Origin of the sequence: Antarcticibacterium flavum, assembly GCF_006159205.1 — a bacterium.
GTDB lineage: Bacteria > Bacteroidota > Bacteroidia > Flavobacteriales > Flavobacteriaceae > Gillisia > Gillisia flava.
The window spans coordinates 4,289,989-4,304,126 of sequence record NZ_CP040812.1 but is presented as its reverse complement, the minus strand read 5'-3'; the positions used below and the strand labels follow the sequence as shown (position 1 = coordinate 4,304,126).

The following is a 14,138-nucleotide window of genomic DNA, read 5'->3' as shown; positions in this document are numbered from 1 at the left end:
CCTTGCAAACCTAAGTTTTATTTACAATTTCATTAGCTTTTCATGAGTTCAAAGAGCTTACTTGCCCTACTTTTATTATTAGTAAGTTTTAATATACAATCCCAGGAGGAAAATTTAAGCAGGACCACTTCCCCTAAAAAATACGAGGCTACCCGCATTAAAGGTGCGCCCCAAATAGATGGCCGGCTTGATGACCAAATTTGGCAGGATATACCGGTCACCGGGAATTTTGTTCAAATTGAACCGGGAGATGGCAATCCGGAAAGGGAAACCCACAAAACTTTCGTAAAGATTGCTTATGATGATGAAGCTATTTACATAGCAGCTTCAATGAGGGATGTTGCTCCACAAACTATCTTTCGCCAGTTTACACAAAGGGACAATTTGGGGCAGTCAGACTTTTTTTTGATAGATATAAATACTTATAACGACGGCGAAAATCAAACGCGTTTCATTGTAACCTCTGCCGGGGCAATTGCAGATGCCCGAATGACAGGAGAAAACGAGGATTACAATTATAACGTGGTTTGGGATGCCGCGGCTACTATAGATGAGGATGGATGGAATGCCGAAATAAAAATACCATATGCTGCACTTAGGTTTCCAAAAAAAGAGGAGCAATTATGGGGGATTCAAATGGGTAGGCAAATCTCCTACCTCAATGAAAACTACGTATGGAACTATGTTAATAAAGCGGTGGGAAAGGCCAGCCAGTATACAGGTCACCTTACCGGTATAAAGAACATTACACCTCCTGTACGCTTAAGTTTTTATCCATATACCTCTGCAGAAGTTGACCATTTTAACGCTAATACCCTTACCAATTTCAATGCAGGAATGGATTTTAAATATGGTATAAGTGACGCATTTACTCTTGATGCTACCCTTATCCCCGATTTTGGTCAAACTGCTTTTGATAATGTTGAATTAAACCTCACCCCTTTCGAACAGGAGTTTGGAGAAAACAGGGCTTTTTTTACTGAAGGAACTGAATTATTTACCAAAGGTAACCTGTTCTACTCCAGGAGGATTGGAGATTCTCCAATTGGTTTTAATGCTGCACAAAGAGAGCGGCTCAATAATGAAGTTATCCTTGAAAATCCTGAAGAAGCAGCACTTATAAATGCGCTCAAGATTTCAGGTCGAACAAATAATGACCTTGGAATCGGGTTTTTTAATGCGATTACCAGGGAGGAAAAAGCCGTATATCTCGATACTGTTACTAGAGAAACCAGGCAAAGGGTCACAGAGCCCTTCGCCAATTATAATATTGTTGTGCTGGACCAGCAGTTCAACCAAAATTCTTCTCTTACCCTTATTAATACAAATGTTACAAGGGAAGGGCATTTTAGGGATGGGAATGTGTCTGCGTTCTTATTTGATGTTTTTAACCGCAGTAACTCTTTTAATTTTACCGGGGAAGCCAAAATGAGTAACGTGAACCACCCCCATCAAAATATAACCGGCTTTGCTTCCAGCCTGGGAGTGAACAGGACCAAAGGAAAAATACGTTATGGGGTAAGTCATGATTTTGCAAATGAAACCTATGATATAAATGACCTGGGCTTAAATTTTACAAACAATTACAATGACTTCTACTGGAATACCTCTTATCAAATCTTTGAACCTTCCGGCATCTTTAACCGCTATAGTATAAGGCTGTATGGTAATCATTTACGACGTTATAAACCAGATATTACAACAGGCACCGGGGTTGGAGGCAGCTTTTTTGCCATAACAAGGAACAGGTTTGCCTTCGGTGGGTTCACAGAGGTCAATTCTGAATTTAAAGATTTCTTTGAACCCAGAAGGGAAGGCACCTTTGTGAGATATCAACCAAATATTAGCGGGGATGTCTGGATATCATCAGACTATCGCAAGAGATTTGCGCTCGATATGAGAGTTGGATTCCAGGATTTTATAGATTCTCCCCGGGACCAATTTAATTTAAGGATTAGCCCCAGGTTTAGAATTAGTGACAGATTCAACATGGTTTACGGTTTTAGATATAATAATTCCATTAACCGTCCCAGCTTCGTGAGTCTCTTACCGCGACAAATAATCTTTGGAAACAGGAATATGGAGAGCATTGAAAATTCCATAGAAGCCAGTTATAACTTTAATACAAAACAGGGAATAAATTTAAGGTTTAGGAATTTTTGGTCGGCAGCTGTTTTTGAGGAAGATACATATACATTGTTGCAGGAAGACGGGAATTTATCCCCTACGTCTATACTTCCACGGCAGGATCCCAATGCCAACTTCAACATCTGGAATTTTGATCTTAGCTACCGTTGGCAGTTTGCCCCCGGTAGCGAGGCCATTCTTCTTTATCGAAACTCCTTGTTTAACCTGGATGATCAAAGCCGACTTGGGTTTACTGAGAGCCTTGAAAATTTGCTTGGAGAACCCTTGCGGCAAAACCTCTCATTAAGGATCGTTTATTATCTCGATTACAATAATGTGAGGAATATTTTCAAAAGTTAAGGACTGTTTTAAAAGATATAATTAATTTCACCACCCTAACTCAATTTAAATGATCGAGGCAAAAAATATTCATAAGTATTACGGTGACCTGCACGTATTAAAAGGAGTAAATCTACATATAAGGAAAAGTGAAATTGTTTCTATTGTAGGCGCCTCTGGAGCAGGAAAAACAACTTTGTTGCAAATCCTTGGTACCCTGGATTTACCAGAGCAGAATAAAGATAGCATACTGCGAATTAACGGGATAGATATTTATTCTCAAAGCCCCAAGAAATTATCGAAATTCAGAAATGAGCAAATAGGCTTTATTTTCCAGTTTCACCAGCTACTGCCCGAATTTACAGCCCTGGAAAATATCTGTATTCCCGCATTTATAAAAAACACGCCCAAAGCACAGGCTGAAAAAAGAGCGATGGAATTACTGGAGTTCCTGGGACTACAGCAAAGAGCACAGCACAAACCTGCCGAATTAAGTGGTGGGGAGCAACAAAGGATCGCGGTAGCGCGTTCCCTTATTAATAATCCCGCCGTTATTTTTGCCGATGAACCTTCGGGTAATCTGGATAGTGAGTCGGCAGAAAATCTTCACAAACTTTTCTTCAGGTTACGGGAAGAATTTCAGCAAACATTTGTAATAGTAACCCATAATGAAGAGCTGGCAAACATGGCAGACAGGAAACTCACCATGGTAGACGGGGAGATCATTTAGAAGTTTAAAATTTGGAGAAGGCAGAAATTAAATCTTTCCTCGATTATAAGGTTGAACAATACAACACCCCTCAATTCATTGAGACAGACCCTATTTGTATTCCCCACCGATATACAAAGAAAGAAGATATTGAAATTGCAGGGTTTTTAACTGCTACCATCGCCTGGGGGAACAGGAAAAGTATTTTGAATAATTCCCGCCGTCTTATGGAATTGCTGTGGGATTCTCCATATGATTTTATAATTAATCACGAAGAAAAGGATCTAATTGCCCTTGAGGGGTTTGTTCACAGGACTTTCAACGCAGCCGATCTACAATATTTTATCACATCTTTAAGGAATATCTATCTCCACCATAATGGGCTTGAAGGGATCTTCACAAAATATGCTATGAAAGATTCCTTACAGCCTGCGATTCATGAATTCAAGAAGGTATTTTTTGAACTGCCTCATTTGAGCAGGACGCAGAAGCATGTTAGCGACCCTGCACGAAACTCAGCTGCAAAGCGTATAAATATGTTCTTAAGATGGATGATAAGAAATGATGCAACCGGTGTGGATTTTGGCCTATGGCAGCGTTTAAACCCTTCACAACTCTCCTGCCCCCTGGATGTTCATTCGGGAAATACAGCCCGCAAACTGGGCTTGCTAAAAAGGAAACAAAATGATGCCCGGGCACTAAAGGAGCTTGATGTATCCCTTAGAAAACTGGATCCCTTGGATCCGGTCAAATATGATTTTGCTCTTTTTGGTCTTGGGGTTTTTGAAAAATATTGATTATTGATGCTTTCTATCTTTCACAATAACTCCTCCCCGAGATAAAAATCTTTTAAAAATAGGAGTTCCAAATATTGCTGAATAAACCTATTTCAAGTTCGAGCCATAAAAAGAAACCAAGAAATACTAAAAGGACTAGCAGTAGAAATACAGTAGGAAGGTTTTCTTGTAAAATTGTCCTTACACTGCGAAATGGGAGGTTCATCATTATTTTTGAAGTAATTGATTTCAATTGGTTTGTAAAGCCAAATGTACTCCTAGCCTGGTCGAAAGATTAACAAATAAAAATTTAGTTTTACTTCATATACTTTATCTAGAGAAATTAAGATTTCTTTTACAAAAATATACTGCAGTCTCCTGTCACATTCCACACAATCCCCTTATAAATTGAAGTTTAGAGCCCACTCTTCATTATCTCCTTAACAAATTCTTAACTTTATTAAAGGAATTTGCGTAACTTTGAGTGGAACACAATACTTTTTATGACAATTAAAACCAGCTCTACTCCCAAGATCAAAATAGATATCCCTGAAAATGAGAGTTTGCGATTACAAACCCTTGATGAGTTACAACTGTATCCTGTAACTCCAGAGGATAATTTTGATAATATAACAAAACTTGCCTCTTTCATTTGTAAAACCCCGGTTTCGCTTATTACCATCATTGGGCAGGATAAACAATGGATGAAATCGGCAACCGGGACAAACGTTAGTGAAATAGACAGGGATATTTCCCACTGCACCCATGCTATTCTTGAACCTGGTAATTTAATGGAGGTGCGCGACACAAGGAAAGATATGAGGTTTGCTGAAAATCCCTTTACTACGGGCCAACCTCCCATCCTTTTTTATGCAGGAATGCCTTTAAAAGCTCCGAATGGTGCTGCAATGGGAACTCTCTGTGTCCTGGATACAGAACCAAGGACCCTTGATGATGGCCAAAAAGAAGCTTTAAAAGCATTGGCAAAGCAGGTAGAAAACCTTTTTGAGCTTAGACGCCAAAACCTGCATCTCCAGCAGGTAAGGGAACAGTTGAATGTTCGTAATACCCAGCTTAAGGATTTTGCGGGAACAGTTGCCCATGATATGAAAATGCCCCTTGCCAACATCATAATAACTTCAGATCTTTTAAGGGCCAAATATGGCGACCAACTGGACCTGCAGGGAAAGGAATATCTCCATTACTTAAAGCAATCTTCCTTCAAGTTAAGTAATTATATACAGGGGATCCTGGAACATTATGAGAGTGATACCCTCACTGCCCGTAATTGTGAAGAATTTGATATACATGACCTGCTCGAAGGGATCATTGATCTTTTAAATATAGACTATGATTGTGTGATAAACCTGCCTGAAGATAACAAGATCATTCATGGAAACAGGACTGCACTTGAGCAAATTTTCCTTAATCTTATTGGGAATAGCCTAAAATATACTTCTACAGAAAAAATAGTAATAAACATTCATTTTAGGGAAGATAAGGATTTTTATTATTTCGCTGTTGAAGACAATGGAATAGGAATCCCGCAGGACAAACAGGAAGAGATCTTTGAACTGTTTACGGTTCTGGCAGAATCTGACAGGAGTGGCAACAGGGGAAATGGTATAGGTTTATCAACGGTGAAGAAGTTGATCCTTTCTCTTGATGGAGCAATTAATGTAAAATCAAAGGTTAAAAAAGGAACAACCATAGAATTTTCAGTGAAGCGCGTATTATAACATTAACAATTGTGGTTATTATTTTAATTTCCTATAGCTTAATTTGTTAAATTAGCATTAGAAGTTAACACTACATGGAAAAAAATTATGCTTCAAATGAGAAGATCAGGGCGACTATTATTAAAGATTACAATATAGACACCACCTCTTCTCAACCAGATCAAGGCCTTGATCAAATTGTCTTTCTAACTTCCTTAATATGTAAAGTTCCTGTAGCCTATATAAGTATTCTTGAACCTACAGAGATTTGCTTAAAAGCAAAGCTAGGAGTAGAACTTACAAAGCTGCCAAGAAATAAAAGTTTTACTGAAACTGCATACCTGGCGGGAAAAGATTATTTTGAAATTTGTTACGGTGAAAATAAAGAGATCTTTGAGGAGGCTAAAAAATGGTTTAAAAAGGATTTCAGGTTTTATGCTGCCGTGCTTCTTCAGGATCAACAGGGATACACCCTTGGGGCATTAAATATTCTTGATACAGAGGAGCGTCGCCTGGAAAATGTCCAGGTGAAGGGTCTTAAAGCCCTTTCGGCTCAGGCGATGAAATTACTCGAATTTGGAAAACAAAATCAGCAATTTCAACTTATCCAGGATCAATTAAGACAGAAATATCAGGAACTTGAGAAATTTGCCAGCCTGGTCTCTCATGACCTGAAATCCCCCCTGGCCAATATTATTTCCCTTACCGAGCTTTTGAAGGAGGAGAATAAGGATAATTTTAATGAAGAGACAGTGCAATACCTGGATTATCTTTCAGAATCTTCTTACTCCCTGCGTAATTATGTTGACGGGATCTTAAGTTTTTATCGCAGTGAACACATTCTTGAGAAAGATTATGAAAATGTGGACCTGCATCAATTACTGCAGGGAATAGCCAAGCTATATGATGTAACAGATGATGTAATTATCGAATATCCAGAGGAGGCTACTCTACACCACGTGAACAAAGCTGCACTTACCCAAATCTTCCTTAATCTCATAAGCAACGGTCTAAAATACAATAAGAAACCTGTAAGGAGAATCTCCATCGACTTTAAGGAGGAGGAACATTTCTACCGCTTTTGGATAAAGGATAATGGGGAAGGTTTTCCAGAAGAAGAAACCTCTCGCATTTTTGAATTATTCACCACCCTTGACACAAACGACAGGCAGGGCAATCCAGGCAGTGGAATTGGCCTTGCTACAGTAAAAAAGCTGGTTACAAGTTTAGGAGGAAGGATTGAGGTTTCGTCTACACCCGGGGAAGGAAGCACCTTTAGTTTTAGCATACAGCGTATTTAAAAAAGAATCGCGCTTTTCTTGCTGCTTTTTTTATCTTTGGTTATAACAATTACCATATGCAGTTTAATCATCCCGAAGTACTCTATGCCCTCTTCTTATTGATTATCCCTGTAATTGTTCACCTTTTCCAACTACGAAAATTTAAAAAGGAAAGTTTTACCAACGTAAAATTCCTAAAACGCCTTACCCGCCAAACCCGCAAAAGTTCACGGTTGAAGAAATGGCTGGTCCTGGCTTCCAGACTTTTACTTTTGGCCTGTATTATTTTCGCATTTTCCAGGCCCTATTTCCCGGCTGAAGCAGACCTTTCGGGAGAAGTGGAAACCTTTATCTACCTTGATAATTCTTATAGCATGCAGGCACCAGGCCCACGCGGAAAGCTGCTGGATAGAAGTAAACAGGAACTTTTGGAAAACCTGCCAGAAGATAGGGAAGTTTCCCTGCTCACAAACAATGAAGAATTTCCAATCGCTTCAAAAAATGATATTCAGAATATAAACTACACTGCCAATGATCTTACTATAGACGATATCATTCTAAGAGCCCGCAACCGCTTCAGTCAAAGATCTCAAGCCAATAAAAAGCTTCTTATAATCTCCGACTTCCAAAAAAATCTCGAGATCCCCGCCAATAGTATTCCGGGCGATATCACGCTGTATACTTATAAAACAACACCGCAAAACAACAATAATATCAGCATAGATTCTCTTTACCTCGAAACCGGTCCAACCTCCTCTGTGCTCAGGGTACTTTTAAGTTTCCAGGGTCAAAATCCCGGGAATATTCCTGTTTCCCTTTATACAGATGAAAAACTGCTGGGTAAGAATAATGCCGATTTTAATGAAGGTGAAAATCCTGAAATAGAATTCCCACTGGAAAACATAGCTGCCCTTGACGGAAGAATTGAAATAGCCGATAACGGGCTGCAATTTGATAATATTAAATATTTTAGCATTAACCCTCCCCGGCCAATCAAAATTGCCTCTATAAACCAGGCACAGGACGACTTTCTCCAAAGGATCTTTAATCCAAATGAATTTATTCTAACCGCTATGCCTGCAACCGCAATAAATTATGGGGACATAACGGGAGCAGACGTTATTATACTGAATGAACTTAAAGACCTCCCTCCTTCTCTGCTTTCTACCCTGGAGGAGCTGGCAGGAAGAGATATAGTTTTTATCGTAATTCCTCCAGAGGAAGAATTGCCAACAGGTCTTCAAAATTTTCTTAGACAAATTGGCTTTAACGTTAACAGCGCATTACGCAAGGATGAAAAGCTTGTTTCTCAAATCACATTTCAGCACCCGGTTTTTACTGATGTTTTTGAAGAGGAAATTTCAAATTTCGAATATCCGAGGGTGCAGTCATATTATGATCCCGGCAGCAGGCAGGGAGCATTGTTAAGCTATGAGAATAGTGTTCCTTTTCTACTGGAGGCTTCTGGAAATTTTCTTTTTACTGCTGCACTTAATTCCCAAAATTCCAACTTTAAACAATCCCCGCTTATAGTTCCTACCTTCTATAATATGGCTGTAACAGCACTTAAGACGCCGCAACTGTATTATCTTTTATCAAAAACTTCCAGGATAGAAGTCCCTGTGCAATTACAAGGTGACAGGATCCTTAGTATTGCCGGGCCAAATTCCAGTTTCATACCCCAGCAACAAAGTTTTTCCAGTAAGGTAGAGATTGTTACAAATGAACTCCCTGCTCAACCCGGTAATTATAAAGCCTTGAACGGGGAAGAAGAAGTAATGAGCATAAGCTATAATGTTCCAGGAGAACAGGCGATAATAGACTATTCTTCCATACCAACTGCTAATAATATAGAGCAGGTTGATGGGTTACAAGAATTCTTTTCTTCGCCTGGCTTTAGCAGGGAAATTGATTCTCTTTGGAAATGGTTTGTTACTTTTGCATTGTTGTTCTTACTAATAGAAACGATACTTCTAAAATATCTTAAATGAAGGTACTTCTTAAATCGGTTAAAATTATTGATCCCACTTCTTCTTATCATCTTAAGAAAGTCGACATTTTTATTAATAATGGCAAAATTGAGGATATAGGTGGTTCCCTGGAAGTAACCAAGGCCGATAAGGAAATAAACATTAAAGATCTTCACGTTTCCCGGGGATGGTTTGACAGTAGTGTAAGCTTTGGAGAACCGGGATATGAAGAAAGGGAAACTATTTTAAACGGGTTGGAAACGGCTGCAAGAAGTGGCTTTACAACCATCCTTCTTAACCCTGCCACCAATCCTGTGATAGATGATAATAGTAGTGTCACCTCTGTATTATCAAAAGCAAATGGACATCCTGTGAAATTGTACCCAACAGGGGCGCTTACGGTAAAAGCGCAGGGAAAAGACCTGGCAGAATTGTATGATATGAAACAGGCAGGTGCAGTAGCTTTTGGAGATTATAAGAGGCCAATAAGCAATCCCAACCTACTTAAATTAGCCCTACAGTATGCACAAAATTTTGGAGGCCTTGTACAATCCTATCCTCAGGACAGGGAGATAGCTGGAAAAGGTTTGGTGAATGAGGACAGGAACAGCACCCAACTTGGTTTAAAAGGCATTGCCTCCCTTGCAGAAGAGCTGCATATAACGCGGGACCTTGCGATACTGGAATATACCGGGGGTAAATTGCATATACCTACTATTTCCACTGCAAAATCGGTTAAATTGATCAAAGAGGCCAAAAAGAAAGGATTGGATGTTTCCTGTAGCGTTGCTATACATAACCTGATCTTTACCGATGATCTTTTACACGAATTCGACACCCATGCCAAGGTACTGCCACCTTTACGAAACAAAAAGGATGTTGCAGCCCTTCAAAAAGGTGTTAAAGATGGTACCATAGATATGGTTACCGGAGACCACAACCCTATAGATGTGGAGCACAAGAAAGTGGAATTTGAACATGCGCTATTTGGCACCACCGGGCTGGAAACTGCATTTGGGGCACTGTTAAATTTAACGGGAAATCTAGAAAACACTATTGAAATTCTTACCCGGGGCAGAAAACGTTTTGGGTTAGAGGAGCCTGAAATATCTAAGGGAAAGACCGCGAACCTTTCGCTGTTTACTCCCGGGGGTAACAGGATCTTCACAAAAGAAGATATTTTTTCAACCTCAAAAAATAGTATCTTTCTTGATAAAGAAATTTCAGGCAGGACCTACGGAATTATCTGCGGGAAGACTTTCAAAATTTGGGAATAAGTAACTTTTGCAACTTTTAATATGGAAAAGATGAACACAACAGCTGAAGAAGGAAAGACTGCTGCTATAGTAGCCTATCTTACGATCATTGGTACTATTATCGCTTATTTTATAAATAACGATACAAAGAATAGTTTTGCAAGTTTTCACATTAGACAGGCATTGGGAATTCATATAACCTATTTCCTCCTGGGGGCATTGGTAAGTATTTTTGACAGCTGGTTGATCACCTGGCCATTCTGGATCTTTATTTTTGTCCTGTGGGGTTACGGCCTTGTTACTGCTTTACAGGGGGAACAAAAGGAAGTACCGTTATTAGGTAACAATTTTCAAAAATGGTTTAGTACAATAAGTTAATTTATGACAACAAAAGAATTATCTCTCTACCACCTGGTTAGAGAACCAAAAATAAAGAAAGAAAAATCCCCGGTAATAATAATGCTGCACGGTTATGGGAGTGATGCTAATGATCTCTTCTCTTTCAGCAGTGAATTACCCGGTGAGTATTATGTAATTTCTGCCCAGGCACCTTACCCCCTCCCTCCTTATGGAAATGCATGGTATGCCATAAATTTTGATAATTCAGGCGGAAAATTTAGCGATGACGCCCAGGCGATAGACTCGCGCAAAAAGATCATTGGGTTTATAGATGAGATCATAGATAATTATCCTGTAGACCCTGATAATATTACCCTTTTAGGTTTTAGCCAGGGATCTATTTTAAGTTATGCAGTTGCATTGAGCCATCCCGAGAAAATAAAGAATGTCATCGCTCTTAGTGGTTACATTAATGAGGATATCCTGGAAGAAGGTTATCACAATAATGATTTTTCAGGCCTGTCCATTTATGCTTCACATGGCTCTCAGGACCAGGTGATCCCTGTTTCGTGGGCAAGAAGAAATCCTGAAATTCTTGAACGGTTAGGAATAGACCACAAATATTCTGAATTCCCTGTAGGACACGGGGTAGCACCTCAGAATTTTATGGAAGTCCTGCAATGGTTAAAAGATAGGCCTTAGCTGCCGGGATATAGAAATGCTTTTTCAGTATTGAGAATAAGGTTGTTGTTTTCATCAATATCATAAAGGATGAATAACTCCCCCCAGTAAGTGCCATCGGTAAAATCGGCAATGATCCACTTATGGTTTAACAACTTCACTTTATTTATACGCATACTGCCATCCATACCTGCATATGGCACCAGATCATTATCCTCATTGGCTTTATTACGGGCAATGATCTCATTTTCCACAAGCCGGCTTAGCTCCTCTGGATTAATTCCCCTGTCTTCAAAATAGGAAATTGCCTCCTCATTGTTTAGCAATGAAAAATATGACAGGTCCTTATTTTCTCCAAGAAGGGTACGGTTTTTTTCCTGCTCCTCCTCCAGTTTGTTTTCCAGCCTGGTTATATCGGAATCCCTAGAATCAAGGATCTTCTTGTCGTTCACATAAATAAAAACTGTGAACATAAGGGTAAAGATAAATAGGTATAAGAATATTCTACTCCGCATTAAATTTGAATTTTTAAATTATCATAAGCCAGGTAAACATTTGGTGGAAGGCTGGCCTGTACCTCTTTATGGAAACCCATTCTATGACTTATATGAGTAATATAGGCTCTCTCTGGTTTGATCTCTTCAAATAGATCCAGGGCTTCCTGGAGACTAAGATGGGAATGGTGTGCCTCCTGTCTTAGAGCATTAAGAACAAGCACTTTTACTCCTTTTAATTTTTCCTTTTCTTCCTCCTCGATAGTCTTAACATCTGTGAGGTAACAAAAATCCCCGAAACGATATCCAAAAACCTGTACCCGGTTATGCATTACCTCTACAGGAACTATATGGAGATCCTTAAATGAAAAAACAGTATTAGTGATTTCTCTAACATCTACACTCGGTGCTCCGGGATATTTATTTTCGGTCTCAAAAATGTAACTAAATCTCTTTTTAAGGGATTCCAGTACCCTTTTATGAGCAAAGACAGGAATATCCCCCTGCCTGAAGAAAAAAGGCCGTATGTCATCAAGTCCTGCCGTATGATCATTATGCTCATGGGTATAGAGTATCGCATCTATACGAGAGATATTATTGGAAAGCATTTGTGCCCTGAAATCGGGGCCACAATCAACCAGGAGATTATAACCTTCCCATTCCACAAGTACTGAAACCCTAAGACGTTTATCCTTTGGATCTTCGCTTAAACAAACGGGGTGATCACTGCCAATGACGGGGATTCCCTGTGAAGTTCCGGTACCTAAAAATGTTACTTCCAAGCCTGTTATTTTTTATACAAAAGTAAGTATATTTTTTTCTATGGACCGCCATTTTAGTACCTTTGTCCTACTTAACTGTGACTTAAAAGAGACAATTATGCCCATCACCATTATGGGGGACAGAGAGTTTGAAAATGTTCCCTCAATTAAGAGTAAAGCATTAAGGATCAATTTAAATGAGAATATATACGGGACCTTTTCAGAAATTGGAGCTGGACAGGAAACCGTAAGGAACTTCTTTAGATCTGGCGGCGCTTCAGGAACTATAGCCAAGGCTATGAGTGCCTATGACAAGGACTTTAGTGATGCTATATATGGTATTGAGGAGGATAAGCGATATGTGACAGAGGCCCGGCTCAAGAAAATGTTATCCCACGAGATAAAACTTATTGAAGAACGTATAACCCGTGACAAACATCCAAATAAACTTTTCTTTAGCTACGCCAATACTGTAGCAACTATAGATTTTGCTAAACAATACAAAGGCCATGGCTGGGTAGGAATAAGATACCAGGTAGATCCAAATGAGGATTATAATGAAATAAGCCTGCACATTAGGTTTCATGAAAATGATGCCCGCCTGCAACAAAATACGCTTGGAATTCTTGGGGTAAATCTTATATATGGGGCTTATTATAAATATGACAATCCAAAGAAATTGCTTCGTTATCTATACGACCATATCGATAAGGATCAAATAGAGATAGATACTATTAATTTTTCCGGGCCGCGTTTTGAGCAGGTAGACAACCGCTTGATGAGTCTACAGCTGGTTAAGAACGGGATGACAGATGCCGTAATGTTCGCTCCAGATGGTAACAATGTCCTGCCGGCCAAGATCCTCTACAAAAAGAATATACTTGCCCTGCGAGGAAGCTTCAGGCCCGTGACCAAGGTGAATATGGATATGTATAAACGTTCCCTTGAATTATTTGTGAAGGAGAAAAAAGTTTCCGAAGAGAACACAGAAGTCATATTCGAAATTACCTTATCTAATCTAAGAGCCGAAGGGGAAATTGACGAAAGAGATTTTATGGACAGGGCAGAATTGCTTTGTTCCTTAGGCCAAACCGTAATGATCTCCAATTTCCAGGAGTATTACAAAGTAGTAGAGTATTTCTCAAGATATTCTAAGGAGAGAATGGGACTTGCTATGGGAGTAAATAACCTGGTCGACATCTTTGATGAAAAATATTACAGGCACCTAAGCGGAGGTATTTTGGAGGCTTTTGGTAAGTTGTTCTTTAAGGATTTAAAAGTGTATCTATACCCTTTCAAAGATCCAAACACCGGCGAACTTATTACCAGCGACAATCTTAAGGTTCATCCAAGGATGAAGGAACTGTATAAATTCTTTAAATACAATGGTAAGGTTGTGGATATTGAAGAATATGATCCTAATATCCTTAGCATTTTCTCACGCGAGGTCCTGCAAATGATAAGTGATGGAAGAAGTGGCTGGGAAGAGATGTTACCAGAGCGTACCGCATCTATGATCAAGGGACAAAACCTCTTTGGCTACAAGGAACGTGTAGAGCAAAAGGCCTGATGGAGTTAGGAGTTAGGAGTTAGGAGTTATTGGTGTCCGATTAAATATAGGTGAAAGTACGTTAAGCCCTGCTATATATAATCAGATATTATATCAATCTCAACCTGGGGGTGGTTTT

12 protein-coding genes are annotated in these 14,138 nt (G+C 39.3%); 10 read left to right on the top strand and 2 right to left on the bottom strand.

The genetic code is table 11. From position 1 onward, the window contains the following. The first annotated feature begins 42 nt into the window (after nt 1–42). The 9 genes from FHG64_RS18855 to FHG64_RS18815 all read left to right on the top strand — a co-directional run bounded on the left by FHG64_RS18855 (nt 43) and on the right by FHG64_RS18815 (nt 11,216). On the top strand, nt 43–2,487 hold the full coding sequence (locus FHG64_RS18855) for a DUF5916 domain-containing protein (RefSeq protein ID WP_139067832.1): 2,445 nt from the start codon (nt 43–45) through the stop codon (nt 2,485–2,487). A gap of 49 nt (nt 2,488–2,536) precedes the next feature. Further along, entirely contained in the window at nt 2,537–3,196 is a 660-nt protein-coding gene (locus tag FHG64_RS18850; protein ID WP_139067831.1) for an ABC transporter ATP-binding protein, read from the top strand. 11 nt (nt 3,197–3,207) lie between these two features. Beyond that, entirely contained in the window at nt 3,208–3,972 is a 765-nt protein-coding gene (locus tag FHG64_RS18845) for a TIGR02757 family protein (RefSeq protein ID WP_139067830.1), read from the top strand. Between the two features lie 482 nt (nt 3,973–4,454). Then, entirely contained in the window at nt 4,455–5,690 is a 1,236-nt protein-coding gene (locus FHG64_RS18840) for a GAF domain-containing sensor histidine kinase (RefSeq protein ID WP_139067829.1), read from the top strand. A gap of 74 nt (nt 5,691–5,764) precedes the next feature. After that, nucleotides 5,765–6,970, top strand: coding sequence for a sensor histidine kinase (locus FHG64_RS18835; RefSeq protein ID WP_139067828.1), 1,206 nt, complete (start codon nt 5,765–5,767; stop codon nt 6,968–6,970). 56 nt (nt 6,971–7,026) lie between these two features. Next, complete coding sequence (locus FHG64_RS18830; protein WP_139067827.1) at nt 7,027–8,940, top strand: BatA domain-containing protein; 1,914 nt, start codon at nt 7,027–7,029, stop codon at nt 8,938–8,940. Continuing rightward, entirely contained in the window at nt 8,937–10,196 is a 1,260-nt protein-coding gene (locus FHG64_RS18825; RefSeq protein WP_139067826.1) for a dihydroorotase, read from the top strand. Before FHG64_RS18830 ends, FHG64_RS18825 begins: the two co-directional genes overlap by 4 nt. Nucleotides 10,197–10,226: 30 nt before the next feature. Beyond that, nucleotides 10,227–10,553, top strand: coding sequence for a DUF4870 domain-containing protein (locus tag FHG64_RS18820; protein WP_139067825.1), 327 nt, complete (start codon nt 10,227–10,229; stop codon nt 10,551–10,553). 3 nt (nt 10,554–10,556) lie between these two features. Beyond that, nucleotides 10,557–11,216 carry an alpha/beta hydrolase gene (locus FHG64_RS18815; RefSeq protein ID WP_139067824.1) on the top strand — a complete coding sequence of 220 codons (660 nt, stop codon included), beginning with the start codon at nt 10,557–10,559 and terminating at the stop codon, nt 11,214–11,216. Here FHG64_RS18815 and FHG64_RS18810 read toward each other — a convergent pair. After that, nucleotides 11,213–11,668: a hypothetical protein gene (locus FHG64_RS18810; RefSeq protein ID WP_246054197.1), complete on the bottom strand. Its 456-nt coding sequence runs from the start codon at nt 11,666–11,668 to the stop codon at nt 11,213–11,215. The two genes, FHG64_RS18815 and FHG64_RS18810, sit on opposite strands and share 4 nt — an antisense overlap. 41 nt (nt 11,669–11,709) lie before the next feature. Further along, on the bottom strand, nt 11,710–12,471 hold the full coding sequence (locus FHG64_RS18805) for an MBL fold metallo-hydrolase (protein WP_139067822.1): 762 nt from the start codon (nt 12,469–12,471) through the stop codon (nt 11,710–11,712). A 97-nt stretch (nt 12,472–12,568) separates the two neighbouring features. Here FHG64_RS18805 and FHG64_RS18800 point away from each other — a divergent pair, with 97 nt between their 5' ends. Beyond that, nucleotides 12,569–14,020 carry a TonB-dependent receptor gene (locus FHG64_RS18800; protein WP_139067821.1) on the top strand — a complete coding sequence of 484 codons (1,452 nt, stop codon included), beginning with the start codon at nt 12,569–12,571 and terminating at the stop codon, nt 14,018–14,020. The last annotated feature ends 118 nt before the right edge of the window (nt 14,021–14,138 follow it).

Excerpts from the sequence above, each read along its gene's own strand:
- FHG64_RS18810 (WP_246054197.1), bottom strand. The coding sequence starts at position 11,668 with ATGTTCACAGTTTTTATTTATGTGAACGACAAGAAGATCCTTGATTCT.
- FHG64_RS18800 (WP_139067821.1), top strand. The coding sequence starts at position 12,569 with ATGCCCATCACCATTATGGGGGACAGAGAGTTTGAAAATGTTCCCTCA.
- FHG64_RS18850 (WP_139067831.1), top strand. The coding sequence starts at position 2,537 with ATGATCGAGGCAAAAAATATTCATAAGTATTACGGTGACCTGCACGTA.
- FHG64_RS18835 (WP_139067828.1), top strand. The coding sequence starts at position 5,765 with ATGGAAAAAAATTATGCTTCAAATGAGAAGATCAGGGCGACTATTATT.
- FHG64_RS18855 (WP_139067832.1), top strand. The coding sequence starts at position 43 with ATGAGTTCAAAGAGCTTACTTGCCCTACTTTTATTATTAGTAAGTTTT.
- FHG64_RS18830 (WP_139067827.1), top strand. The coding sequence starts at position 7,027 with ATGCAGTTTAATCATCCCGAAGTACTCTATGCCCTCTTCTTATTGATT.
- FHG64_RS18820 (WP_139067825.1), top strand. The coding sequence starts at position 10,227 with ATGAACACAACAGCTGAAGAAGGAAAGACTGCTGCTATAGTAGCCTAT.
- FHG64_RS18825 (WP_139067826.1), top strand. The coding sequence starts at position 8,937 with ATGAAGGTACTTCTTAAATCGGTTAAAATTATTGATCCCACTTCTTCT.
- FHG64_RS18840 (WP_139067829.1), top strand. The coding sequence starts at position 4,455 with ATGACAATTAAAACCAGCTCTACTCCCAAGATCAAAATAGATATCCCT.
- FHG64_RS18815 (WP_139067824.1), top strand. The coding sequence starts at position 10,557 with ATGACAACAAAAGAATTATCTCTCTACCACCTGGTTAGAGAACCAAAA.